The following is a 25,251-nucleotide window of genomic DNA, read 5'->3' as shown; positions in this document are numbered from 1 at the left end:
GGACTCCATGCAGGAGAGGATTCTGGGGCGCACCGGCGTCCCCGTCGGTGTCGTCGGGCTCGGCGCATGGCAGCTCGGCGCCGACTGGGGCCGCGTCGACGAGGACGAGGCGCTGGCGACGCTGACCGCCGCCCACGAGGCCGGCGTGACGTTCATCGACACCGCGGACGTCTACGGCGACGGGCGCAGCGAGCGCATCGTCGGGCAGTTCACCCGCTCGCTGCCGGAAGGCCGCAAGGTCACGGTGGCGACGAAGATGGGGCGCCGGGTGCCGCAGGAGCCCGAGCGGTACAACCTCGACAACTTCCGCGCCTGGAACGACCGCTCCCGCGAGAACCTTGGCGTCGACACCCTCGACCTGGTGCAGCTGCACTGCCCGCCGACCCCCGTCTACGCCTCCGACGCCGTCTTCGACGCGCTCGACGGGATGGTCGGCGAAGGGCGCATGAAGGCGTACGGCGTGAGCGTCGAGACCACCGCGGAGGCCCTCGCCGCGATCGCCCGGCCCAACGTGGCCAGCGTCCAGATCATCTTCAACATGCTGCGGCTCAAGCCGCTCGACGAGGTGCTGCCGGCGGCCGAGAAGGCCGGGGTCGCCATCATCGCCCGGGTCCCGCTGGCCAGCGGGCTGCTGTCGGGGCGCTACGACGAGCGGACCACCTTCGCCGCCGACGACCACCGGACGTACAACCGCAAGGGTGAAGCCTTCGACCAGGGTGAGACCTTCTCCGGGGTCGACTACAAGGTCGGGCTGCGGGCCGTGCGGCGCCTGGCGGCGCTCAAGCCCGGGGGCATGACCATGACGCAGTTCGCGCTGCGCTGGATCATCGACCACCCGGCCGTCAGCGTGGTCATCCCCGGGGCGCGCAACGGCGAGCAGGCTCGCGGCAACGCCGAGGCGGCCACGCTGCCGTCGCTGACATCGCAGACGCACGCGGCGGTGGCCGAGGTCTACGACGAGCTCGTGCGCGATCCGGTGCACCAGCGGTGGTGAGCGTCGGGGACACCATCGGCGTGGAGGAGGAGTTCCACGTCGTCGACGCCGAGACCGGCGAGCTGAAGCCGGCCGCGCGGCGGGTGCTGCGAGGTGTCGACGCCGAGCCGGAGCTGCACCGCTCGATGGTCGAGACCGCCAGTGCCGTGCGGACCGAGCTGACGGCGCTGCGGGCCGATCTGGTGGACAAGCGCCGGGCGCTCGTGGCGGCCTCGGGGCGCCTCGGGCTCGCGATCGTGGCGGCCGGGACCGTGCCCGGCTCCGGGAGCACGCCCAGCCGGGTGTACCCCGACGAGCGCTACGAGCGCATGGCCCAGGAGTACCGGCAGCTCGTCGACGAGCAGCAGGTCGCCGCGTGCCAGGTGCAGGTCGGGGTGGCGGACAAGGACCTGGCGGTGCGCATCACCCGCCGGATCCGCGAGTGGCTGCCGACGCTGCTGGCGCTGAGCGTCTCCTCGCCGTACTTCGCCGGCCTCGACACCGGGTACGCCTCCTACCGCACCGTCGTCAGCTCGCGCTGGCCGACCGTCGGGCCGCCGCCGGACCTGGACTCGGCCGCGCAGTACGAGCGGGTCGTCGCCACCCTCGTGGACAGCGGCGTGATCAGCGACGCCGGGATGGTGTACTTCGACGCCCGCCCCTCGGCGCGCTACCCGACCGTCGAGGTCCGCGTCGCCGACTCCTGCCCGAACATCGACGACGTGGTCCTGCTCGCCGCGCTCGCCCGCGGCCTGGTCACGGTCGCCGCCGAGGAGGACGCCGCCGGGCGGGCGCTGCCGGAGGCGCCGCAGGTCCTGCTCCGCGCGGCGACCTGGCGGGCGGCCCGCTCGGGGCTCAGCGGCCACCTCGTCGACCCGGCCACCCGCAGCGCGGTGCCGGCCGGCGTTCGCATCGACGCGCTGCTGTCGCACGTACGCCCGGCGCTGGAGGCGCGCGGGGAGTGGGACACCGCGCTGGAGCTGCTCGACGGCCTGCGCGGGCGGGGCACCTCGGCGACCCGGCAGCGCCGGGCGGCCTCGCACCGGGAGGTGGTGCTCGCCCTGGTCGATGAGACGGCCCGCGGGTGACTACCCTCGGGGTATGACTGCGCACCGGGGCTTGCTGGTGGACTGGGGCGGCGTGCTCACCACCGACGTGTTCGCGTCGTTCGACGCGTTCTGCGCGCGGGAGGGGCTGCCGGCCGGGACCGTCCGCGAGCTGTTCCGGACCGACCCGCGGGCCCGCGAGCTGCTCGCGGGCCTGGAGGACGGCACCCTGCCCGACGCCGGGTTCGAGGCCGGGTTCGCCGCCCTGCTCGGGCCGGGCGTCGCCGCCGAGGGCCTCATCGAGCGGCTGATGGGCGACGCCGGCGACGACGCGGCGATGCTCGGCTTCGTGCGGGCCGCCCGCGCGGCCGGCATCCGCACCGGGCTCATCTCCAATTCGTGGGGCGTCGATCGGTACGACCGCGTCCTGCTCGCCGAGCTCTTCGACGGGGTCGTCATCTCCGGCGAGGTCGGGGTGCGCAAGCCCAGCCCCGAGATCTACGCGCTCGGCGCCGAGGCGGTGGGGCTGGTGCCGGCGGAGTGTGTCTACGTCGATGACCTGCCCGGCAACCTCAAGCCGGCCCGGGCCATGGGCATGACGACCCTGCACCACCGCGGGTCCGCCGAGACCATCGCGGCCCTGGGCCCCCTGCTGGGCCTGGCCGCGTGAGGCGCCGGCCCCTGCTGACACTGGCCGCGGCGGCCCCGTTCGTCGCCGCCGCGCCCGCGCTGGCCGCCTGCGAGTCCGGCGGCGAGGAGGCCACCGCCACGCTGCGCATCGCCACCGGCAGCCCCGGGGCCGTCTACTACCGCTACGGCTCCGCGATCGCCGAGCTCGCCAAGAAGTACCTGCCCAACGTCCACGCCAGCGTCCTTTCCACGGCCGCCTCGCAGATCAACGTCGACTACCTGCTCAACGACACCGCCGACGTGGCCTTCACCCAGGCCGACATCGCCGCCGACAACGAGAAGGCCCACCCGCGGCAGCTCGCCGCCCTGGCCCGGCTCTACGACGACCACATCCACGTCGTGGTCTCCGCGAACGGCCCCATCAGCGGCCTGAAGCAGCTGCAGAACCACCGCGTCTCCGTCGGCGCCCAGGGCTCAGGTACCGCGGTCACCGCCGACCGCGTGCTGACCCTGTCCGAGGTCACCGTCGAGCGCGTCCAGCTGGGCCTGGACGACTCGGTGAAGGCCCTGCGCACCGGCGCGATCGACGGCTTCTTCTTCTCCGGCGGCCTGCCGGTCTCGGCCATCGCCGAGCTGGCCAGGCAGTTCCCGATCAGGCTGCTCAACCTCGCCGATCCGGTCCCGAAGCTGCGCGCCCGCTACGGCGACTACTACGCCGAGCGGGTCGTGCCGGCCTCGACCTACACGGGCATCCAGCCGACCGTGGCGATCGGCATCGCCAACTACCTCGTGGTGCGCGCGACGATGAGCGATCCGCTGGCGTACGGCGTGACGCGCCTGCTCTTCGAGGGCCGCGACGATCTCGCGAAGGCCCACCAGGCGGCGGCCCGGCTCAACATCCGCTCCGCCATCTCGACCCCGCCCCTGCCGCTGCACTCCGGCGCGATCCGCTACTACCGCGCGCAGAAGGCGTGACCCGAGCCGAAAAGTCGGGCGCTGCGCGCCGCGACTTTTCGGATTTTTCCCCTGACGGGGCATAAACAGCGACTAGGCCGCGGAGGTGGCCGGCATGACCAGCAGCAGCTGGCCGCCCGGACGAGTGCTTATCCGCACCGGCAGCGCCATCATCCGGCCCGCGCGGACCAGGACCGTCGCCGTGGCCAGGTCCGCGACGCGCAGCCCCGGCGAGCCGTTGCGGGCCGGCCCCGAGACCATGAGCACGCCCCGCCACGCGGCCTCGGCCAGCCGGCGGGAGTGGCGCACCTGGCGGGTCGAGCGCGGCTCGGTCACGGCGACGCACAGGTCGCCGTAGCCCTGCGCCCAGGCGCGGTCCAGGAAGGCGGCGGCGCCCTCGTCGGAGAAGACGCGGAAGATCTCGTACCGGTGCCGGTTGCCGGCGGTGTACCGGTGCACGCTCGCGCTGTAGCCGGCCGCGTTCAGCAGCTCCGCCAGGCGCTCGGCGGCCACCCCGCGGTTGAACTCCGCCAGGACGCCAGCCGGCGACGATGAGACACGCGCCCGGGAGCCTCCCAGCGCCCGGGCACGGCCTCCTCCTCCACACACCCCCGTACATCGCACCAGCACGGCCGCCTCGAACGCGGCGACGGTCGAGGCCCGATAGCGCTCGCCGCTCGACACGATGTCCACCGCATTACCGTGGCAATCGCCGCCCCGCCCCGGGAACTGCCGCCGCCGTTCCTTGAGGAACTCTTGAAGGTGCCCCTCCCGTACCATGGGCGCACCATGCGGGTGATGTTGGTGGAAGACGATGCGCGGGTGGCGGCTGCCCTGGCCACGGCCCTGCGCCGGCGCGGCCACGAGGTCGTGCATTGCCCGACCGCCGAGGGGGCGCTGGGAACGTTCGCGAGCGAGCAGTTCGATCTCGTACTGCTCGATCTCAATCTCCCGGACGGCGACGGCATTGAGGTGTGTCGCACCCTGCGGCGTAAGGACGAATCGGTCGCCATCATCGCGGTCACCGCGCGGGCCGAGGAGCGCGACCGGGTGATCGGTCTGCAGACCGGCGCCGACGACTACGTCGTCAAGCCCTACTCGATGGCCGAGCTCAACGCCCGCATCGAGGCCGTCCTGCGCCGGGCCGCCCGGGCCGCGCCGATCCCCAGCGAGGTGCTCAGCGCCGGACCGGTCACCATCGACGTGGCGGCGCGGCGGGTCGTGGCCGGCGGGCGCGAGATCTCGCTGACCCGCAAGGAGTTCGAGATCCTCACGGTGCTGGCGCGCACGCCCGGCGTCGTCGTGTCGTACGACCGGCTGATCCTCGCCGTGTGGCAGACGAGCTTCGTGGGCCGGCACACGCTCGACGTGCACGTCGGGTCGCTGCGCGCGAAGCTCGACGTGACCGGCCTCGTGCAGACCGTCCGCGGCGTCGGCTACCGGCTCGCGCCGTGAGGGTCCGGCTCGGCACGGTCTATCTCGTGCTGCTGCTGCTCGTGCTGGCCGCCCTCGAGGTCCCGCTGGCGATGACCATCGCCGGCCGCGACACCCAGCGGCTGGTGGCGGACCGGCTCGCCGACGCGACGCGCTTCGCCACGCTCGCCGAGCCCGCCCTGCGCGACTCCGACACCGGCGAGCTGGCCGCCGAGCTGACCCGCTACGACGACGTGTACGGCGTCGGCGCCGTCCTCGTCGACCAGGACGCCCACCAGGTGCTCAGCTCCCGGCCCGGCCTGCGCCTGGCCGACGAGGCCGTGCTGCGCCAGGCCCGCCGGGCGCTGGAGGGCCGGGAGGCCAGCGACGACGGCACGATCTGGCCGTGGCGCACCGACCCGCTCGTGGTCGCCGTCCCGGTCGGCCGCAACGGCGAGGTGATCGGCGCGGTCGTCATCGTCTCGCCGACCCGCCGCAACGCCAACGGCGTCGGCACGGCCTGGAGCGTCCTGGCCGGCGGCGGTCTCGTGGTCCTCTTCGCCGGCATCGTGGCCGCCTGGTCCCTGGCGCGCTGGACGCTGCGCCCGGTCGCCGAGCTCGACGCGGCCGCCCACGAGCTCGCCGCCGGCGACTACGCCGCCCGGGTCCCCGCCGCCGACGGCCCGCCGGAGCTGCGCCGTCTTGGCACCGCCTTCAACGAGATGGCCGCCACGGTCGCCGACTCCCTGGAGCGGCAGCGCGCATTCGTGTCCCACGCGAGCCACCAGCTGCGCAACCCGCTCACCGCGCTGCGCCTGCGCGTGGAGGACATCGGCGTCGATCCCGCCGACCCGCAGGCGGTCGAGGGCCACCGGCTGGCCCTGGAGGAGGCCGAGCGCCTCGGCGAGGTGCTCGACAGCCTGCTCGCCCTGGCGCGGGCCGAGCGGGGCAAGCACGACCTCACCGAGTTCGACGCCGGCGAGACCGCCTGGGCCCGGGTGCTGGCCTGGCAGCCGGTGGCGGCGAAGAAGGACATCACCCTGCGCTACGTGCGCCCGGCCCGGCCCCTGCGCGCCCGCGCCGTGGGCAACGCGATCGACCAGGCCCTGGACGCCCTGATCGACAACGCGGTGAAGTTCTCCGGCCCCGGCACCACAGTGACCGTACGCCCCAGCGCCGACGACAACGGCGTCGCCCTCCACGTGATCGACAACGGCCCCGGCCTGACCGAGGAGCAGCGCGAGATGGCCACGGAACGCTTCTGGCGAGCCCCCGACGCCCAGAACGTCGACGGCAGCGGCCTGGGCCTGCCGATCGTCGCAGTCCTGGTCGACGCCTCGGGCGGCCACTTCGATCTACTGCCGAACACCCCGACCGGCCTGCACGCCCGCGTCTGGTTCCCAGCCGCCCCCTGACAGCGCGATCCCCACCCGCCCGTCGCGCGATCCGTGACCAAGCCGACGACAAATCGGACTTTCGCCTAAATCCGATCGAGATCGTGTTGTGGGCCCTTGGTGTCGGTCGGGCCGCTGTTTTCCCTGGTCGCCGGGTTTTGTCGTACCCTTGTTCTAAGTTGTTTTCATGAGCGAGGTGCTGACCGCGACCGCCGACTCGGAGTGGCGTAGCCGCTTGGATGCGATGCTGGCTGAGCACCGCGGTCGTGTGGCTCGTCGTCGTTCGGTCCGGGCCGAGTTCGCTGAGGCTCGCCGTCGTGGTTTGGAGGCGCGCCATGCCGAGCGTCTGGCCCGTCTGGATGCCGAGGCCCGCACCGCCGAGATCACCGCCTATTGGGCCGAACAGGACGCCCGAGCCGCCCGCCGTCGTTCTTTGACGACTCAGGCCAACCCGGGCCGTCCGCCGGCGCAGCCCGATTTCGGCGGTCTGGTGGGTCAGTCGGGCTCCTGTGGTCCGGTGAGGCAGTCGGACGCCCGCCGTCTGTCGGTTCGCTCCGACTCGGGCTGTCTGTCAGCCCAGCCCGACTCCGGCGGTCCGGTGGCTCAGTCAGGCTCCCGTGGTCCGGTGACGAAGTCCGACGCCGGCTGTCCGGTGACTCAGCCAGACCCCCGCCGTCCGGAAAGCCAGCCCATTCCCCGCCGTCCGCCGACCCAGACCAACCCGGGCCGTCCGCCGGCCCAGTGCGACTCCGGCTGTCCCGCCGCCCAGCCCAACCCTCGCTCCGATTCGTCCGCGCCCGCCCTGCCCGGACCGTCTCGCCCGCGCGGCCTTGCCGCAGCACCGTCGCAGCCGTTCCCGCCGCCGATATCTCGGGCCCGGCCGTCGAGGCCACCGTCGCCGCCGGTGGCTCGTGCACCTTCGCCAGAGCGTTCGCCAAGGCCTTCGCCGTCGTCGCGTTCCCAGCCCGCACCGACGTCACCTCGCTCCGGGCCCGTCCAGTCATCTCGCCCTCGGCCGGTCCAGTCGCCGCGTTCCCGGCCTGTCCAGTCGGCGTGCTGTCGATCCGTGGCGTCACCTTCGCCGCACCGGCCAAGCCGTTGCGGCGACGTTGTGTCAGCACCGCAGCGACGGCCGAGTGGTTCCGGCGATGCCGTGCCACCGGGGTCCTCCCCGGCACCCGCTACCGGTGGGCCCGCCGCCGCATGGGCGCGTCCCTCGCCACCGTTGAGCCCCGCTGCGGCCCGGCCGTCATGTGCTTCTCCTGGGCCGCGTCCACCTTGTCATCCGCGCACCCGATCTTGCCGGCCGTCGCCTTGGACCATCGGACGGCCTGGAGGCGGCCGCTGGGCGCGCGGCTCGACGAGATCATCATGGCCGACGCCGGGTCGGTCGCTCCCCGGGCTCACCGCCTCGGGTGGTCGGGGTCGAGCGAGAGCACGGTCGCCGCCGACGTGACCGTGGTGTCGTCACCGGGCGGAGTCGAGGTTCCGCTGTTGCCCTGGTTGCCGAGCCGGCCACGGGGCGTCACCGGCCGCGATGCGAGTCCAGGCTGTGCTGCGCGGTGTGAACTGGCGCGACGCGGGCGCACCGGTGGGTGGGCAAGCGCATGCAGGGCGCCTGGTCGTCGAGCTCCAAGTTGCAAGCCGAAGCGGTCGAGTTTGTCGTGTGCGAAGTCGTTGAGACGGCCGACTTTTCGGGAGGGGGCTCTGGCTCGGCGGACTTCAGCGGTCAGAGGCGGGTGGCGCTGAAGATCATTGTGGTCATCACCATGCCGCTGGTTGCTGCGTTGGTCAGGACCAGGCGGGGGCTCAGTGACGTGAACGGGTTGTCCTTGTCCACGAAGGTTGCCTTGCGGTTGCCGGTGGAGAATGCCGTCAGCTCGATTCCGCCGTCCGCGGTCGGCTTGCAGGTTACCTGGAGCGGAGTCGAGGCCGTGGTCGGTGGGCCGGCGTTCTTGGGCTTGGCGGACGTGGCCAGCTTGGGGTGCTGGTCGCCGCCGTGCTTGTAGATTTCGATGACTCCGTCGGCGTTGACCTCGAAACTGTACCCGTTGCCCAGGTTCGCGCCGTCGAAGCAGCCGGCACCGATGCGTGCGCCGCCGGCTGACTTGCCGATCGCGGCGAACTCCAGGTCGATGTTGAAGCCGGCGCCGGGCACGCTCAGGCGCTGCTCGGGGCCGGGCGCCAGGCATCGTACGTTGGGCTGCTCCGCCGTGATGCGTAGCGCGTCGGGCACCTCGACCTTGCAGCCGCCGGCCGGGCCCCAGGCGGTCTTCTGCTGCAGGGCCGCCACGGTCCGGGTGCCCTTCAGCGGCCAGGGGCCGACGGAGCCGAGCCAGCAGGCGATCACCGGCTTGGCGTGCCAGGCCTTGTCGAGGCCGGGCGGCAGCAGCGGGGTCTCCAGCGGCAGGAAGGACTGGCCGAACGGCACGCCCAGGTAGTCGCCGTACGACTGCTCGCACATCGCCCGCGAGGCCGCCGTCACCGCCTTCGCGCCCGGGTCGACGGTGAAGGGCAGGTGCCCGACGAAGGTGACCTCGCCGACGTGGGCGGCGTTGCACTGGGCGACGTAGCGCAGCTGCGACGATCCGCCGATCCAATCGAAGCACTCGCCGGTCTTGAGGTCGAACTGCTCGCCGGCGAAGCTGTCGGCGGCCGCGGTCGCGGGGCTGGCCAGGACGTTGGCGATCCGGTCGCCGTCGGCGTAGTCGGCGACCGGCAGACCGTCGGCGAAGAGTTGGCGCAGCGACGGCGAGAGGCCCTCGACGGTCAGCTTCGTGTCGTGTACGGCCTGCCGGTGCGTCGGCGACAGGCCGGCGACGACCACGACGTGCCCGTTGTCGGTGCGCAGGTAGTACTCGAAGCCCCACCAGTGTCCGGCCCCGACCGCGCCGAGCGGCACGGCGACGGCGACGGCGAGGGCCGCGTAGCCGGTGACGGTGCCCCAGGCCCGCCCGGCCGAGGCGGCGGTGACGGCGGCGGCCCCGGCGAGCACGCCGCCGAGCAGCGCGATCGCCCCGCCGTCGGCCAGGGCCAGGCGCAGTGGCTCGGCGATGAGGAAGCCGAAGAGGCCGCCGGCCCGGGCCGCGCCGCCGTCGAGCACGTCGGGGTTGCCGCGCACCAGGTGCAGCAGGCCGAGCGCGGCCACGACGACGCCGGTGGCCCGGGTCAGCACCCGCTCGCGCAGGAACGCCAGCGTGGCGGCGCCGAGCGTGGCGAGCTCGGGGCCGCGCCACAGGCGCCGGTCGGCGACCGGCACCACGAGGATCTGCCACGGCCAGGGCTCGCGGGGCAGGCGGGGCAGCGGCCAGGCCAGCAGCAGGGGCAGGACCGGCAGCGCGTAGGCGGCGTACCCGAAGAAGAACGACGTCACCTTCAGCGCCGGCGCGTGCACGGGCAGCTCGGGTACCCACAACAGCACTGCCAGCGCCAGCGCGGCCGCGACCGTGACGACCAGCCGCACCCAGGAGGGGCGCCGCGGTCGGCGGGCCTCGCCGGTGAACTCGCCCGAGCGGTCCAGCTCGCGCCGCTGCCGGACCTCGCCGGTGACCAGGTCGCGGCGGGGACGGCGGTGCACGCCCCACTCGGCGGCGGCTGCTCCCTGCCAGCCGGTCAGCGCGGCGCGGACCTGGTCGGCGGCGGCCAGCGCCAGCAGCAGCGCGACGAGCAGCGTCAGTGCGAGACGCCAGGCCGGCGGCAGCGGCGCGAACCCGAGCAGGGTGGACACGCCCAGCGCCGCCCCGGTCGCGAGGACCAGCAGGGCGGCCGCGGGCAGAGCGGCGCGGGCCCGCCGACCGGCCTCGGACATGGCTGGGAGCATGGCACCCGCCGTCACGAAGTCGCAACCGGCCTAAAGCTGGCTTAAAACTTGAGCGTCACATCCGCGTGTGGCCGGCCGCGCACGCGTCGATGACCGGCTTGAACGCGCCTATGTTGGCACAATCCACTGCAGCAGCGCACGGGCCGCATCCAGCACCAGGCCACGGTCGTAGGTCAGCGCGTAGGTGAAGCGGCGCTCGGCGTCCGGTCCGGTGTCGGCCAGGTCCCGGGCGACGAGGGCGCCCGCGAAGTGCGGGCCGACCACGATGACGTTCCACTCGCCGCGCAGCGCGTCGTCGCCGGCGAAGGCGATGCCGCGCACGCCCGGCGCCGGTGCGCTCGGCAACTCCGTGCCCAGCACCACGACCATGGCGGCCTCCCGGGCGATCTCGGTGTACCGCCGCAGCGTCGCCGGTGTGCAGTGCCGCCCCTCCTGGAACGAGGCGAGCAGCATCGGCGGCTCCGCCGGGTCCCGCGCCTTCGTCTCCAGGCAGTGGCTCAGCGGCAGCAGCATCCGCTTGGTCGCCTCGGTCGTCGGCCGCCGCGCCGCCACGATCTCGTACGGCGTGCGCCCACCGGCCGGCGCCGGCGCCTCGACGAACGGCACCCCGAGCGAGCAGCGCCGCGCCGCCACGTCGTCCGGCAGCGGCCCGGGCCGGCCGAACAGCCACCCCTGCCCGAGCGTGGCGCCCAATCCCAGCGCGGCGGCGAGGTGCTCGCGGTTCTCGACGCCCTCGGCCAGCACCGCGGCCCCGGCCCGCTCGGCGTAGGCGACGACGGCGTTGACCACCCGGGCCGCGTACCCGCCGTCGGGCTGCTGGGCCAGGTGCCGGTCGAGCTTGATCACGTCGGGGTGTACGAACGGCATGACCGACAGCGAGGCGGGCTCGGCGCCCACGTCGTCCAGCGCCACGCCCCAGCCGGAGCCGCGGCACGCCTCGGCCGCGGTGAGCAGCGCCGCCGGGTCGTCGCCGATGGCCCGCTCGGTCATCTCGACCACCACCCGCAGCCGCAGCTGCGCGTCGAGGATCGTCGGGGCGAGGTCCGGCGGGCACGTCACCCCGAGCGCGACGGGCTCGGCGTTGACGAAGAGCGTCAGCCCGTACGGCAGCCCGGCGTCCAGCGCGGCCCGGTATGCCGAGGCCCGGCACACCCAGTCGAGCTCGGCGAGGCGCCCGCGTTCGGCGGCCGCCCGCAACAGCGGCAGCGGCTCCTCCCACGGCGTGCCGAGCGGTCCGCGGGTGAGGGCCTCGTAGCCGACCACCTCGTGCCGGCGGTGGTTCCACGGGTCGAGCCGGACGATCGGCTGGAACACGGTGGTGACCGCACGCGTGTCGACGACGTCGTCGATGGTACGGATGATGGTGGTGCCGCCCTCCATGTCCAGCGATTCGGCCCCGGCGGCCGGGATCTGAGGGTTTCGCCACTTCGGGGTGGGTTGTGCCGCAATGGGAAGCTGGCGTGCGGGGTAGGTTGTGCCGCGATGGGAAGCTGGCGCGAGATCATCGACGGCATCGGCGAAGCCTGCGACTTCGGCGCGGCCCGCCTGGTGCGAGACCCGCGGCGCAAGGGCGGCTGGACCCTGCTCGTGGAGGAGGTTCAGCAGTCGTACGTCGACACGCTCGACCCCACCCACCTGTACTTCGAGTACACCCGCCGCGTCGGCTCGGTCGTCGACACGGCGTTCCCGGCCGGGGCCCCGCTGCGGGTGCTGCACCTCGGCGGCGGCGCGTTCACCATGCCGCGCTACGTCGCCGCCACCCGCCCCGGCTCGACCCAGCTGGTCGTGGAGCGCGACCGCCGCCTGGCCGCGTTCGTCCAGCGCATCCTGCCCCTGCCGGCCGGCGCGGACATCACCCTGCGATTCGGCGATGCCCGCGAGACGGTCCTCGAGCTCCCAGCGGCCGCGTACGACCTGATCATCGGCGACGTCTACGACGCGGCCCAGATGCCCGAGAGCGTCTCCGACACCGTCTTCGCCGCGGGAGTGGCCCGGCTGCTGGCCCCCCGCGGGGTGTACGCCCTCAACGTCGCCGACCTGGCGCCGCTGGCCTTCTCCCGCGGCCAGGCCGCGACCCTGCGCACCGCGTTCGCGGACGTGTGCCTGATCGTCCGCCCGGATCTCCTGCGCGGCCGACGCTTCGGCAACGTGGTCTTCGCCGCCGCGATCGAGCCGGACCGGCTGCCGGTGGCCCGCCTGGCCGCGATCGCCGGCCGCGATCGCCAGCCGGCCCAGGTGGTGACGGGGGCGGCCCTGGACCTGCTGACCGCGGGAACCGCCCCGGTCCAACTGGACGCCGACCCCGACCCGGACCCGGACTGACGCCCGGTCCGCCACGGGGCCGGTGAGGGCGGCGTCGCCGGGCCCGAGGGACGGACGCGCTTGCGCAGCCTCGCCGCCGAGCTCGCGGTCAGGTCGGACGACCAGCACCGACCGGACCACGCCGCCGGGGCGGACCAGCAGGGTGGCCACCTGCGCGGTCTGGGCCGGCAACCCCTCGAACTTGCCGGCGATGAGCGCGACCGCGGTGTCGGCCTCCTCGGCGAGGTGCTCGTTGCCGATGCTGAGGATCCTTGCCCGGCCGCGCCGCGTCTCCTGCAGCCCGCATCAAGATGCGCGGGCAATGCCCAAGGCGACCTCCCAGGTCGCCGCCGAGCGTAGGGCCGCCCCGCCGCATCCTCCACGGCGTTGCGCCCGCTGGCAGCCGCCGAGGGCGTCACGGCTCCTTGCACTTGGTGGAGTGACGCGGATCACTCGGCGTGTGTGAAGATGCGGAAGTTTCCGCTTGGCTGTCTGGTTTGGTGCCCCGGGTGGGATTCGAACCCACACTGTCGGAGGTTTGAGCTCCGTTCCTCTGCCGATTGGGATACCGGGACGAGTACGCCGCACTAGGGTACCCACTACTCTGATCGCGACGGTAACCGCCGTCGGACGCGTCGGATCGGATCGGATCGGGAGAGGCTAGTGGCCGAGGCACAGAGCCGCCGGGTGCTCATCGCGGAAGATGAGGCGCTCATCCGCCTCGACCTGCGGGAGATGCTCGTGGAGGAGGGCTACGACGTCGTCGGTGAGGCCGGCGACGGCGAGACGGCCGTGCGCCTGGCCGAGGAGCTCAAGCCCGACCTCGTCATTCTCGACATCAAGATGCCAATCATGGACGGGCTCGCGGCGGCCGAGAAGATCGCCGGCGGGCGGATCGCGCCGGTCGTCATCCTCACCGCGTTCAGCCAGCGCGACCTCGTGGAGCGGGCCCGGGCCGCTGGGGCGATGGCCTACCTGGTCAAGCCCTTCCAGAAGAGCGACCTGGTGCCGGCGGTCGAGATCGCCGTCTCACGCTACGCCGAGCTGTCGGTGCTCGAGTCCGAGGTGGCCACGCTGACCGAGCGGCTGGAGACCCGCAAGGTGGTCGAGCGGGCCAAGGGCCAGCTCATGGCGACCTATGCCATGAACGAGCCGCAGGCCTTCAAATGGATCCAGCGCACGGCGATGGATCACCGCATGACAATGCGGGAAGTGGCCGACCGGATCATCGCGGAGACCGCCGGAGGTAACGGTTCGGTCACGGCGGAAATGTAGCGGTCCGACGCGTTGACCAGCGCCCGGGCGAAGAATTAGGCGAAGAACATCGACGCGACCCAGGCCTTACGCACTGGGTAACGGTCGGGTAAACCCCATATCGAAGAATCTACCGCGCGGACCGAACGTGGGATAACGTCCCGCCCGCAGGCCGCAGACAACGGTTTGGCCCTTGCGCCGCGTGGTCCCGCTCACCCGCGGGAACGAGCGCGAGGTCTTCGATGGAGGAGGGTTCGAAGCCTTGAGGCAACGACTGGTACGCGTCGTAGGTGGCATCGCCGCCGCTACGGCCTTGCTCGCCGGAGCGGCTGGGTGCAACAGCACGAGCAAGGACGACAGCAGCTCATCGGGCGGGGGCGACAAGTGCGGCCTCGAGCTTGCGTACTTCGGCGCGCTGACCGGCTCGTCGGCGAACCTCGGTGTGAACATCGAGCAGGGCGCTGAGCTCGCGGTCATTCAGTACAACGAGAAGCACAAGGACTGCCAGGTCACCCTGAAGAAGTTCGACTCGCAGGGCAGCCCGGACGTCGCGCCCGGACTCGCCCGGCAGCTGATCCAGGACAAGAAGATCGTCGGCATCATCGGCCCGCCGTTCTCCGGTGAGTCCGAGGTCGCCGACCCGATCTTCAACGAGGCCGGCATCCCCCTGATCACCCCGTCGGCGACCCGCACGTCGCTGTCGGCCAACGGCTGGAAGATCTTCCACCGCGCGGTCGCCAGCGACAGCGCGCAGGGCCCGGCCGCGGGCAACTACATCAAGTCGACCCTGAAGGCGACCAAGGTCTTCGTCGTCGACGACCAGTCCGCCTACGGCGCCGGCCTCGCCGACCAGGTCAAGACGGTACTCGGCAGCGCGGTCGTCGGCACCGACAAGGTGCAGGCGGACGGCAAGCAGACCGACTTCTCCTCGACCGTCACCAAGGTCACGTCGAGCGGCGCCGAAGCGCTGTTCTACGGCGGCTACTACCAGAACGCCGGTCTGCTGCGCAAGCAGCTCACCGGTGCCGGCTGGAAGGGTGTCCTGGTCGCCGGCGACGGCGTCAACGACCCCGGCTACATCAAGGCCGCCGGTAACGACGCCGCCGAGGGCTCGATCCTGACCTGCCCGTGCGCCCCGGCGTCCAAGGCCGGCGGCACCTTCGTCGCCGACTACAAGGCGAAGTGGAACGTCGACGCCGGCACCTACAGCGACGTGGCCTACGACGCGGCGAACATCTTCCTGCAGGGCATCGACGCCGGCAACACCACGGCGGAGAAACTCAACACGTACCTGAGCACCGTGAACTACAAGGGCATCGCGAACACCTACAAGTTCACGGACAAGGGCGAGCTGGACCCGGCGCAGATCATCGTCTGGGCCTTCAAGGTCACCAAGGGTGAGGTCGTCCCGGACGTCGAGGCGCCCAAGAGCTGACCTGATCGGCTGAGCACGTTTTTCAAACGCACGACGTCGATCGACCGGTGCGGCCGGAATCGCTTTCCGGCCGCACCGACCGTTTCCAGCCGGGAGTCGTACTTGCATTACCTCTCCGAACATTTCAGCAGCCTGTTCCGGGACTTCGGACAGCTGACCACCACCGGGCTGGCCCAGGGCGCCATCTATGCCCTGTTCGCGCTCGGCTACACCCTGGTCTACGGCGTACTGCGCCTGATCAACTTCGCGCACTCCGAGGTCTTCATGGTCGGCACCTTCGGCGCGGTGCTGACCTGGAGCGCGCTCGGCCTGGACCAGAACTCCCACATCAACGGCGTCGGCTCGATCGTGCTGTATCTGCTGCTGGGCCTGCTGGCCGCGGTGATCGCATCGGGCGGCACGGCCGTCCTGGTCGAGCGCACCGCCTACCGCCGCCTGCGGCGCAAGAACGCACCGCCGCTGGTCTTCCTGATCACCGCGATCGGGGCCTCGACCGTGCTGTCCGAGCTCGTCGGCGTCCTGAGCAATCGTAGCGTGCGCAGCAGTCCGATCTTCGTGCAACCGCACGACCTGATCAGGATCGGCAACACCTCGCTGACCAACGTGCAGCTGATCCTGATCGTCACGGCGCTGGTGATGATGGTCCTGCTCGACATGTTCATCAACCGCACCCGGCTGGGCCGCGGCGTCCGTGCGGTCGCGCAGAACCCGGACAGCGCCGCGCTCATGGGCGTGAACAAGGACCGGGTCTTCGCGCTGGTTTTCCTGCTCGGCGGGCTGATGGCCGGCGTCGCCGCGGTGATGTACCTGATGAAGATCGGTACCACCCGCTTCGACTCCGGCTTCTACCTCGGCATCAAGGCGTTCACCGCCGCAGTGCTCGGCGGCATCGGCAACCTGCGCGGCGCGCTGCTCGGCGGCCTGGTACTGGGTCTGGTCGAGAACTACGGGGCCGGGTTCTTCGGCACGCAGTGGCACGACGCCGTGGCGTTCGTCGCCCTCGTCCTGATCCTGCTGCTGCGCCCGACCGGCCTGCTCGGTGAGTCGTTGGGGAGGGCGCGAGCATGAGCGAGACAACCGAACGGACCAAGCGGGCCCGGCGCCTGTCGCTGCACGGGTGGTACGCGAACCTGCCCCGGCCGGCCAGGTGGGCGGTGCTCGCCGTCGTCGCAGCACTGGCCTATCTGCTGCCGTACATCAACCAGGTTCCGATCATCGGGCCGCAGATCGTCACGGCCGGCATCGACTGGTCCAGTGCCCTGTTCAACATGTCGTACTACGTGCTGCTCGCACTGGGCCTCAACGTGGTCGTCGGCTTCGCCGGCCTGCTCGACCTGGGCTACGTCGGCTTCTTCGCCGTCGGTGCGCTCACCGTGGCGGTGCTGACCTCGCCCGACAGTCAGGTGCACACCAAATGGCCCTGGCTGGCCGCGGTGCCGGTCGCGATCGCGCTGTCGCTCATCAGCGGCCTGATCCTGGGCTGGCCGACCCTGCGGCTTCGCGGGGACTACCTGGCCATCGTCACGCTCGGTTTCGCCGAGATCATCCGCATCTCCGCGGACAGCACCGAGTTCCTCCGGGGAGACCGGGGCTTCACCGGGCTGCCGCACCCGCCGGGCAAGGGCGCCGACGGCAAGCCCATCTTCGGGATCGTCGACGCCACGCCGTACTTCTGGCTCGGCGTCACACTCATCATCCTCGTGATCATCGGCGCGCGGAATCTCGAACGCAGCCGGGTCGGTCGCTCCTGGCTCGCCATCCGCGAGGACGAGGAGGCCGCCGAGGTGATGGGGGTGCGGACCGTCAAGTTCAAGCTCTGGGCCTTCGCCATCGGCGCCTCCATCGGTGGCTTCGGCGGCGTGCTGTTCGCCGGCGAGCAGGGCTTCGTGAACTCCTCGACCTTCCAGTTGCTGTTCTCGATCCTGGTGCTGGCCGGCGTGGTCATGGGCGGCTCGGGCAACATCGCCGGCGCCATCCTCGGCGGCGTGCTCATCTCCTACATCCCGGACCGGCTGCGCAACGTCGAGGTGTTCGGCAAGGACGCCTTCCAGTACCGCTTCCTGATCTTCGGCCTGCTGATCATGCTGATCATGATCTTCCGGCCGCAGGGGCTGATCCCCAGCCGTCGGCGTGCCGCGGAGTTCGAGGACCGGGCGAAGGAGGTGCAGGCGTGAGCGAGACCCAGTGGGAGGAGCACACCGCCGCCGGAGCGGAGACCCCGATCGACTCGCCGGTGCCGACCGGCGAACACCCGGGCGCGGCGCCGCTGCAGTTCCACGAGCGGCCGTTCAACTCGGGCAAGCGCGGCGACGACGTCCCCGACGGCGAGCCGCTGCTCGAGGTCGACCAGGTGACGCTGCGCTTCGGCGGTGTCGTCGCGCTCAACGACGTCTCGTTCACCCTGCGTAAGGGCGAGATCTTCGGGCTGATCGGGCCGAACGGCGCCGGCAAGACGACCTGCTTCAACGCGATGACGGGCGTCTTCCGTCCCACCTCGGGCCGGATTCGGTTCGCCGGCGAGACGGTCACCGGGCGCAAGAAGCACGAGATCACCCGGATGGGCATCGCGCGCACGTTCCAGAACGTGCGGCTCTTCCCGGAGATGACCGCGCTGGAGAACGTCATGGTCGGTGCCGACTCCAGGCACAAGACCAGCGTGTTCAGCGCGCTGTTCCGGCTGCCGCGGCACTGGCGCGAGGAGCGCGAAGGGCAGGCGAAGTCCATGGCGCTGCTGGAGTTCGTCGGCATCGCCGAGCGGGCCGGCGACCTCGCCCGGAACCTTCCCTACGGTGCGCAGCGGCGGCTGGAGATCGCCCGGGCGCTCGCCACCGAGCCGACCCTGCTCTGCCTCGACGAGCCGGCCGCCGGATTCACCCCGGCGGAGAAGGTCGAACTGCTCGCGCTGATCCGCGCGATCCGGGCACGGGGCGTGACCGTGCTGCTCATCGAACACGACATGCGCTTGGTCATGGGCGTCACCGACCGGATCGTGGTGCTCGAGTTCGGCAAGAAGATCGCCGAAGGCACCCCGGCCGAGGTCCGTGACGACCCGGCCGTGGTCGCGGCCTACCTGGGGGTGCCGGCAGATGCTGCTTGAGCTGGACAACGTCAGCCTGATGTACGGCCGAATCCAGGCGCTGCACGGCATCAGCCTGACCGTCGACGAGGGCGAGGTCGTCGCCCTCATCGGCGCCAACGGCGCCGGCAAGACCACCACCATGCGGGCCATCTCGGGGCTCCGGCCGATCCGCGGCGGGACGATCCGTTTCAACGGCGAGGACATCAGCCGGTTGCGCTCCGACCTGCGGGTCGTCCGGGGCATCGGCCAGTCGCCCGAGGGCCGGGGCCTCTTCCCGGGCATGACGGTCCGCGAGAACCTGGAGATGGGCGCGTATACGCGCCGCGACGCGGCCGGCATCCGGGCGGACATGGAGCGGGTGCTGAACCTGTTCCCCCGGCTGCTGGAGCGCATCAAGCAGCCCGGCGGCACGCTCTCCGGCGGCGAGCAGCAGATGGTCGCGGTCGGCCGGGCGCTGATGACCCGGCCGAAGCTGCTGCTGCTCGACGAGCCGTCGATGGGCCTCGCGCCGATGCTCATCCAGCAGATCTTCTCGATCATTACCGAGATCAACCAGCAGGGCACCACCATCCTGCTCGTCGAGCAGAACGCGCAGCAGGCGCTGTCCCATGCCCACCGCGCGTACGTGCTCGAGACCGGCCGGATCGTCAAGACCGGTGCCGGCACCGATCTGCTCCATGATCCCGCCGTCGCTGAGGCGTACCTCGGTGTCGCCTGACATCGATAGAGAAGAAAGTAGGCATCTCCGGATGTTTCTGACACCCTCCCGGCGCCGCGCGGCCGTCGGCCTCGCCGGTGCCGCCGCCCTCGTGCTCTCCATGGCCGCCTGCGGCGAGAAGAAGGACGAGTCCAGCACGCCCGGCGCCGGCGGGTCCGCGGCGGCCAGCGTTTCCTCCGACACGGCGCTCGCCGACAAGGTGCCCGCGGCCATCAAGGCCGACGGCAAGCTCATCGTCGGTACCGACTCGACCTACGCCCCGAGCGAGTTCCTCGACGCCGACGGCAAGACCGTCGTCGGCTTCGACGTGGACCTGTTCAGCGCCGTCGCCGGCAAGCTCGGGCTGAAGGCGGAGTTCCAGTCGGCCAAGTTCGACGACGTCATCCCCGGTGTGCAGTCCGGCAAGTACGAGGTGGGTGTCTCCTCGTTCACCATCAACGACGAGCGCAAGAAGCAGGCGCTGATGGTGAGCTACTTCTCCGCCGGAACGCAGTGGGCGGCCAAGAAGGGCTCCAGCATCAACCCGGACGACGCCTGCGGCAAGAAGGTCGCGGTGCAGACCGGGACCGTGCAGGAGACCGACGACCTGCCCGTCCGGCAGCAGAAGTGCAAGGACGCCGGCAAGCCGGAGATCAAGGTCGACTCGTACCAGGCGCAGAGCGACGCCACCGCGGCGGTCATCAGCGGCAAGGACGACGCGATGCTCGCCGACTCGCCGGTGTGCGCGTACGCGGTGAAGCAGACCAGCGGCCAGCTGGACCTCGTCGGCAAGATCTACGACTCGGCGCCGTACGGCTACGTCGTCAAGAGCGACCAGCAGGCCCTCGCCGAGGCGATCCGCGATGGGGTCAAGGCGCTCATGGCCGACGGCACGTACAAGACCATTCTCGCCAAGTGGGGCGTCGACGCGGGTGCGCTGAACACCGACCCGGCGATCAACCCGTAACCCCGCGCGGATGGCACCCGATTCCGTCCCGGCGCCGGCACCGCCCGAACCCATCAAGGCGGTGCCGGTCCGGCACCCCTGGCGCTGGGTCCTCATCGCCGTCCTTGCCGTGCTCGCGGCGATGTTCGTCCACCTGCTGGTCACCAACGATCACTTCCAGTGGGCGTTCATCGTCGACAACGCGTTCCGGCCGCCGATCATCGACGGGCTGCGCGGCACGATCCTGCTGACCATCTTCTCGATGGTCATCGGCGTGGTCCTCGGCGTACTCATCGCGATGATGCGCCTGTCACCGAACCCGGTGCTGCGCGGGGTGGCGTGGACGTACACGTGGATCTTCCGGGCCATGCCCCGGCTGGTTCTCGCCGTGCTCTTCGGCAACCTGGGCATCCTGTGGGAACGGCTGGAATTCGGCCTGCCGTTCGACACGCAGATCGGCCGGCTCTTCGGCATCGACGACCTGCGCGTGCGTATCTTCGGGTTGGACGCCCGGACCTTCCTGTCCGGCTTCGTCGCCGGCCTGCTCGCCCTGGCGCTGTCCGAGGCGGCGTACATGGCGGAGATCGTGCGGGCCGGCATCCAGTCCGTCGACCCCGGCCAGGCCGAGGCCGCCGAGGCACTGGGCATGACCCGTGGGCAGGTGCTGCGACGCATCGTGCTGCCGCAGGCGATGCGGCTCATCGTCCCGCCGACGGGCAACGAGACGATCGCCATGCTCAAGGACACCGCGCTGGTGGCGTACGTCCCGGTGACCGGTGAGCTGTTCTTCCAGCTGCAGGCGGTCGGCCACCGGACCTTTGTGGTGTTCCCGATGCTGGTCGCGGCCTGCGGCTGGTACATCCTGCTCACCAGCGTGCTGCTCGTGGCCCAGCACTACATCGAGCGGTACTTCTCCAGGGGGTACAACCGCAGCCAGAAGGCCCGCGCGCGCCTTCGTGACCTGGGCGCGGAGACGGGAGGCCGGGTGACCACGGTATGAGCGAAGCGATGGTGCGGGCGGAGAACGTCCACAAGTCCTTCGGCCGCCTCGAGGTGCTCAAGGGCATCGACCTGGAGGTCCGGCCGGGCGAGGTCTGCTGCGTGATCGGCCCCTCCGGCTCGGGCAAGTCGACGTTCCTGCGCTGCATCAACCACCTGGAGCGGCTCGACGCCGGCCAGATCTGGGTCGACGGTGAGCTCGTCGGGTACCGCGAGCACGGCGGCAAGGTGTACGAGATGCGCGACCGGGAGGTGGCGGTCCAGCGCCGGAACATCGGCATGGTGTTCCAGCGGTTCAACCTGTTCCCGCACATGACGGTGCTGGAGAACGTCATGGAGGCGCCGCTGCGCGTGCGCCGTGAGTCCCGGTCCGAGGTGCGGCAGCGGGCGCTGGCGCTGATCGACCGCGTCGGGCTGGCCGACAAGGCCGACTCGTACCCGAACCAGCTCTCCGGCGGCCAGCAGCAGCGGGTCGCGATCGCGCGGGCGCTGGCCATGCGTCCGAAGCTCATGCTCTTCGACGAGCCCACGAGCGCGCTGGACCCGGAGCTGGTCGGTGAGGTCCTCGACGTCATGCAGGACCTGGCCCGGGAGGGCATGACCATGGTGGTCGTCACGCACGAGATCGGTTTCGCCCGCGAGGTCGGGGATACGCTGGTCTTCATGGACGGCGGCGTGGTGGTCGAGGCGGGCAACCCGCGCGAGATCATCGCGAACCCGCAGCACGAGCGGACGCAGACCTTCCTGGCCAAGGTGCTCTGATCGCGCTCCGCAGGGCGGCGCGGCACCGGGCCGCGCCGCCCCGAAGGGTCTCCGCGGCGCGGGGCCGCGGAAAAATGTCAGAGGGGGCGACTAGAGTCGCCAAGCGTGACGGGTTCGACTGACACCAGGCTGCTGCTGCTCGACGGGCACTCGCTCGCCTACCGGGCGTTCTTCGCCCTGCCCACGGAGAACTTCTCCACGGCCACGGGCCAGGTGACCAACGCCGTCTTCGGCTTCACGTCGATGCTCATCAACATGCTGCGTGACGAGCAGCCCACGCACATCGCCGTGGCCTTCGACGTGTCGCGACAGACGTTCCGCCTGGAGAAGTATGCGGAGTACAAGGCGAACCGGGCCGCGACCCGCCCCGAGTTCGCCGGCCAGGTCGACCTGATCAAGGAGGTCCTCAACGCCCTGCGCATCCCGTTCGTGGAGAAGCCGGGCTACGAGGCCGACGACGTCATCGCCACTCTCGCCCGCCGGGCCACCGAGCTGGGCTGGCCGACCTCGATCGTCACCGGTGACCGGGACGCGTTCCAGCTCGTCAGCGACAACGTCACGGTGCTCTACCTCAAGCGCGGCGTCACCGAGATGGACCGCATGACCCCCGCCCGGGTCGAGGAGCGCTACGGGATCCCGCCGTCGCAGTATCGGGACAAGGCCGCTCTCGTCGGCGAGGACAGCGACAACCTGCCCGGCGTCCCCGGCGTCGGGGACAAGACGGCCGCCAAGTGGATCGTGCAGTTCGGCGGCCTCGACGGGATCATCGCCCGGGTCGACGAGATCAAGGGCAAGGCCGGGGAGAACGTCCGCGCCCACCTCGCCGACGTCATGCGCAACTACGAGATCAACCAGCTCGTCGACGACCTTGAGCTGTCGATCGACCCCGAGGACGTCAAGTGGAAGGGCTGGGACCGCGAGGCGGTGCACCAGATCTTCGACTCGCTGGAGTTCCGGGTGCTGCGGGACCGTCTGTATCAGTATCTCGACGCGGTCGAGCCCGAGGCCGAGTCCGGCTTCGACCTCGACGGCGAGGTCCTGCACGGCGGCGTCGCCGCCTGGCTCGACGAGCACGCCGCGCCCGGCGCCCGGGTCGGCGTCGCCGTCGCCGGCAAGTTCGGCCGCGGCACCGGCAGCCTGACCGGCATCGCCCTGGCCGCCGCCGACGGGCCGGCCGCCTGGTTCGACCCGGCCGAGCTCGACGCGGCCGACGACGCCGCCGTCGGCGCCTGGCTCGCCGCCGAGGACCGCCCCAAGGTCCTGCACGACGTGAAGCCCGCCCGCCTGGCCTTCCTCGCCCGCGGCTGGGACCTCGGCGGGGTGGCCAGCGACACCGCGCTGGAGGCGTATCTCGCCCGCCCCGACCAGCGCTCCTACGACCTCAACGACCTCGCACTGCGATACCTCAAGCGCGAGCTGCGCGTCGACGCCCCGGACAACGGCCAGCTCACCCTGGAGGGGCTCGGCGGCAACACCGGCGAGGCCGAGGAAAACCTGATGCTGCGCGCCCGGGCCACGCTCGACCTCTCCGAGGCGATCGGCGAGGAGCTGCGCCGCGACGGCGACTCCTCGTCCCGCCTGCTGGCCGAGGTCGAGCTGCCGCTGGTGAACGTGCTGGCCGAGATGGAGCGGGCCGGGATCGCCGCCGACACCGAATACCTCAGCGAGCTCGAGGCCCATTTCGCCGCCGGCGTGAAGGGCGCGGCCCAGGCGGCCTACGGCGTGATCGGGCGCGAGTTCAACCTCGGCTCGCCCAAGCAGCTGCAGGAGATCCTCTTCAACGAACTCGGCCTGCCCAAGACCAAGAAGATCAAGACCGGCTACACCACCGACGCCGACGCCCTGCAGAGCCTCTTCACCCAGACCGGGCACCCGCTGCTGGAGCACCTCCTGAGCCACCGCGACGTCGCCAAGCTCAAGACGACCGTCGACGGGCTGCTCAAGTCGACCAGCGACGACGGGCGCATCCACACGACGTATTTCCAGACCGTCGCCGCCACCGGCCGCCTCTCCAGCACCGACCCCAATCTGCAGAACATCCCGATCCGCACCGAGGAGGGCCGGCGCATCCGCCGCGCCTTCGTCGTCGGCGAGGGCTACGAGACCCTGCTGACCGCCGACTACAGCCAGATCGAGATGCGCATCATGGCGCACCTGTCCAAGGACGCCGCCCTCATCAAGGCCTTCAACTCCGGCTTCGACTTCCACGCCGCCACCGCGTCCTCGGTCTTCTCCGTCCCGGTCGACGAGGTCGTCCCCGACCAGCGCCGCAAGATCAAGGCGATGAACTACGGCCTGGCCTACGGCCTGTCCTCCTACGGCCTGGGCACCCAGCTCGGCATCACGCCGGCCGAGGCGACGGTCCTCATGGAGGAGTATTTCGCCACGTTCGGCGGCGTCCGCGACTACCTGCGCCAGATCGTCGCCCAGGCCCGCCGCGACGGCTACACCGAGACCGTACTGGGGCGCCGCCGCTACCTGCCGGACCTCAACAGCGACAACCGCCAGCGCCGCGAGATGGCCGAGCGCATGGCCCTCAACGCCCCGATCCAGGGCTCGGCGGCCGACATCATCAAGGTCGCCATGCTCCGCGTGGACACCGCCCTGCGCGGGGCCGGCCTCCGCTCCCGCATGCTGCTACAGGTCCACGACGAGCTGCTCTTCGAGGTCGCCCTGGGCGAGCGCGAGCCGCTGGAGGCGTTGGTCCGCGAACAGATGGGCGGCGCGTACCCGCTGGACGTGCCACTGGGCGTCTCGGTCGGCATCGGCAAGGACTGGAACGCCGCCGACCACTGACCCCATAACCCGTCCGTACACCTGCTCCACGACCGCGGGCCGCTCCGACCGCACCTGGGCCAGCTCGCCCCCGCGGCAACGCCGGCCGCTTCGGCGTGCGCTGCCTCGGGCGTGGTCCGGCACGGTCCGTGGCCGTCGTGCGCGGCCAGGCGTGTGTTCGCGGACCGCTGCAGCGCGCGGTCTGCGGCCGAGGCTCCGGCCGCCATGCCTGGCTGGTGTCGCCTGGGCGTGGGCTGTGGTCGTTGTGCGCGGCCTGGTGTGTGTTCGCGGCCCCGCGGTCGGCGTGGGGCCTGCGGCTCGGAGCGCATCGTTGGCCGTCGTGGCTTGCGCGGCTCCGGGTGCGGTCCGGCGTGAGCGGTGGTCGTTGTGCGCGGCCAGGGGTGTGTCCGCGGCCCCGCGGTCGGCGTGGGGCCTGCGGCTCGGAGCGCATCGTTGGGCGTCATGGCTTGCGCGGCTCCGGGTGCGGTCCGGCGTGAGCCGTGGTCGTTGTGCGCGGCCAGGCGTGTGTCCGCGGACCGCTGCAGCGCGGTCTGCGGCTGGGGCTCCGGCCGCCAGGCCTGGCTGGTGTCGCCTGGGCGTGGGCTGTGGTCGTTGTGCACGGCCTGGTGCGTGTTCACGGACCGTTGTGGCCCTGCGGTCGGCGTGGGGCTTGCGGCTCGGAGCGCATCGTCGGGCGTCGTGGCTTGCGCTGCTCGGGGTGTGGTCCGGCGTGGGTCGTGGTCGTTGTTTGGGGCCTGGTGTGTGTTCACGGA

The 25,251-nt window shown here is 71.5% G+C and carries 21 protein-coding genes and 1 tRNA gene; 17 read left to right on the top strand and 5 right to left on the bottom strand.

Annotation, left to right across the window (positions count from 1 at the left end):
* Positions 1–7: 7 nt before the first annotated feature.
* From ACQPY0_RS46100 to ACQPY0_RS46085, 4 genes are read left to right on the top strand one after another with little or no spacing between them, the layout of a single operon-like run.
* On the top strand, positions 8–994 hold the full coding sequence (locus tag ACQPY0_RS46100; protein WP_432975856.1) for an aldo/keto reductase: 987 nt from the start codon (positions 8–10) through the stop codon (positions 992–994).
* The gene (locus tag ACQPY0_RS46095) at positions 991–2,061 is read left to right on the top strand and encodes a carboxylate-amine ligase (protein WP_432975853.1); all 1,071 of its coding nucleotides are present in this window, start codon (positions 991–993) and stop codon (positions 2,059–2,061) included. Before ACQPY0_RS46100 ends, ACQPY0_RS46095 begins: the two co-directional genes overlap by 4 nt.
* 13 nt (positions 2,062–2,074) lie before the next feature.
* The gene (locus tag ACQPY0_RS46090) at positions 2,075–2,689 is read left to right on the top strand and encodes an HAD family hydrolase (protein ID WP_432975850.1); all 615 of its coding nucleotides are present in this window, start codon (positions 2,075–2,077) and stop codon (positions 2,687–2,689) included.
* A complete protein-coding gene (locus tag ACQPY0_RS46085; RefSeq protein ID WP_432975847.1) occupies positions 2,686–3,624 on the top strand; it encodes a TAXI family TRAP transporter solute-binding subunit in 939 nt (312 codons plus the stop codon). Before ACQPY0_RS46090 ends, ACQPY0_RS46085 begins: the two co-directional genes overlap by 4 nt.
* 72 nt (positions 3,625–3,696) lie before the next feature.
* Here ACQPY0_RS46085 and ACQPY0_RS46080 read toward each other — a convergent pair whose 3' ends face one another.
* Positions 3,697–4,296 carry a hypothetical protein gene (locus ACQPY0_RS46080; protein WP_432975844.1) on the bottom strand — a complete coding sequence of 200 codons (600 nt, stop codon included), beginning with the start codon at positions 4,294–4,296 and terminating at the stop codon, positions 3,697–3,699.
* Between the two features lie 96 nt (positions 4,297–4,392).
* On the opposite strand from ACQPY0_RS46080, the gene ACQPY0_RS46075 reads away from it, so the two are divergent.
* Positions 4,393–5,058 (top strand): response regulator transcription factor, encoded by a 666-nt coding sequence (locus ACQPY0_RS46075; protein WP_432975841.1) that lies wholly within the window; start codon positions 4,393–4,395, stop codon positions 5,056–5,058.
* Entirely contained in the window at positions 5,055–6,431 is a 1,377-nt protein-coding gene (locus tag ACQPY0_RS46070) for an ATP-binding protein (protein WP_432975838.1), read from the top strand. Before ACQPY0_RS46075 ends, ACQPY0_RS46070 begins: the two co-directional genes overlap by 4 nt.
* 1,382 nt (positions 6,432–7,813) lie before the next feature.
* Here the strand turns inward: ACQPY0_RS46070 and ACQPY0_RS46065 are convergent.
* The 3 genes from ACQPY0_RS46065 to ACQPY0_RS46055 form a co-directional block, all read right to left on the bottom strand.
* A complete protein-coding gene (locus ACQPY0_RS46065; RefSeq protein WP_432975835.1) occupies positions 7,814–7,939 on the bottom strand; it encodes a hypothetical protein in 126 nt (41 codons plus the stop codon).
* 200 nt (positions 7,940–8,139) lie between these two features.
* On the bottom strand, positions 8,140–10,218 hold the full coding sequence (locus tag ACQPY0_RS46060; protein ID WP_432975832.1) for a hypothetical protein: 2,079 nt from the start codon (positions 10,216–10,218) through the stop codon (positions 8,140–8,142).
* 120 nt (positions 10,219–10,338) lie between these two features.
* Positions 10,339–11,610 carry a sensor domain-containing phosphodiesterase gene (locus ACQPY0_RS46055; RefSeq protein ID WP_432975829.1) on the bottom strand — a complete coding sequence of 424 codons (1,272 nt, stop codon included), beginning with the start codon at positions 11,608–11,610 and terminating at the stop codon, positions 10,339–10,341.
* Positions 11,611–11,712: 102 nt separating this feature from the next.
* Here ACQPY0_RS46055 and ACQPY0_RS46050 point away from each other — a divergent pair, with 102 nt between their 5' ends.
* Complete coding sequence (locus ACQPY0_RS46050) at positions 11,713–12,552, top strand: spermidine synthase (protein WP_432975826.1); 840 nt, start codon at positions 11,713–11,715, stop codon at positions 12,550–12,552.
* A gap of 477 nt (positions 12,553–13,029) precedes the next feature.
* Here ACQPY0_RS46050 and ACQPY0_RS46045 read toward each other — a convergent pair.
* A tRNA-Leu gene (locus ACQPY0_RS46045) sits at positions 13,030–13,106 on the bottom strand.
* 112 nt (positions 13,107–13,218) lie between these two features.
* Between ACQPY0_RS46045 and ACQPY0_RS46040 the strand changes: the two genes are divergently transcribed.
* The 10 genes from ACQPY0_RS46040 to polA all read left to right on the top strand — a co-directional run bounded on the left by ACQPY0_RS46040 (position 13,219) and on the right by polA (position 24,499).
* Entirely contained in the window at positions 13,219–13,806 is a 588-nt protein-coding gene (locus ACQPY0_RS46040) for an ANTAR domain-containing response regulator (RefSeq protein WP_432995657.1), read from the top strand.
* 241 nt (positions 13,807–14,047) lie between these two features.
* Positions 14,048–15,220, top strand: a complete 1,173-nt coding sequence (locus tag ACQPY0_RS46035; RefSeq protein WP_432975823.1) for a branched-chain amino acid ABC transporter substrate-binding protein — start codon at positions 14,048–14,050, stop codon at positions 15,218–15,220.
* A 102-nt stretch (positions 15,221–15,322) separates the two neighbouring features.
* Positions 15,323–16,288 carry a branched-chain amino acid ABC transporter permease gene (locus tag ACQPY0_RS46030; protein WP_432975820.1) on the top strand — a complete coding sequence of 322 codons (966 nt, stop codon included), beginning with the start codon at positions 15,323–15,325 and terminating at the stop codon, positions 16,286–16,288.
* Positions 16,285–17,394, top strand: a complete 1,110-nt coding sequence (locus ACQPY0_RS46025; RefSeq protein ID WP_432975817.1) for a branched-chain amino acid ABC transporter permease — start codon at positions 16,285–16,287, stop codon at positions 17,392–17,394. The genes ACQPY0_RS46030 and ACQPY0_RS46025 overlap by 4 nt, the downstream gene beginning before the upstream one ends.
* A 92-nt stretch (positions 17,395–17,486) precedes the next feature.
* Positions 17,487–18,317: an ABC transporter ATP-binding protein gene (locus ACQPY0_RS46020; protein WP_432995655.1), complete on the top strand. Its 831-nt coding sequence runs from the start codon at positions 17,487–17,489 to the stop codon at positions 18,315–18,317.
* On the top strand, positions 18,307–19,017 hold the full coding sequence (locus ACQPY0_RS46015; protein WP_432975813.1) for an ABC transporter ATP-binding protein: 711 nt from the start codon (positions 18,307–18,309) through the stop codon (positions 19,015–19,017). The genes ACQPY0_RS46020 and ACQPY0_RS46015 overlap by 11 nt, the downstream gene beginning before the upstream one ends.
* 31 nt (positions 19,018–19,048) lie before the next feature.
* Positions 19,049–19,963, top strand: coding sequence for an ABC transporter substrate-binding protein (locus ACQPY0_RS46010; protein ID WP_432975810.1), 915 nt, complete (start codon positions 19,049–19,051; stop codon positions 19,961–19,963).
* Between the two features lie 10 nt (positions 19,964–19,973).
* Entirely contained in the window at positions 19,974–20,942 is a 969-nt protein-coding gene (locus tag ACQPY0_RS46005; protein ID WP_432975807.1) for an amino acid ABC transporter permease, read from the top strand.
* Positions 20,939–21,703: an amino acid ABC transporter ATP-binding protein gene (locus tag ACQPY0_RS46000; RefSeq protein ID WP_432975804.1), complete on the top strand. Its 765-nt coding sequence runs from the start codon at positions 20,939–20,941 to the stop codon at positions 21,701–21,703. Before ACQPY0_RS46005 ends, ACQPY0_RS46000 begins: the two co-directional genes overlap by 4 nt.
* A 105-nt stretch (positions 21,704–21,808) precedes the next feature.
* Positions 21,809–24,499, top strand: a complete 2,691-nt coding sequence (gene polA, locus ACQPY0_RS45995; protein ID WP_432975801.1) for a DNA polymerase I — start codon at positions 21,809–21,811, stop codon at positions 24,497–24,499.
* Positions 24,500–25,251: the final 752 nt, after the last annotated feature.

This window comes from Dactylosporangium sp. CA-233914, assembly GCF_050942935.1.
Taxonomy (GTDB): Bacteria; Actinomycetota; Actinomycetes; order Mycobacteriales; family Micromonosporaceae; genus Dactylosporangium.
This window is presented reverse-complemented; position numbering and strand designations above follow the sequence as displayed.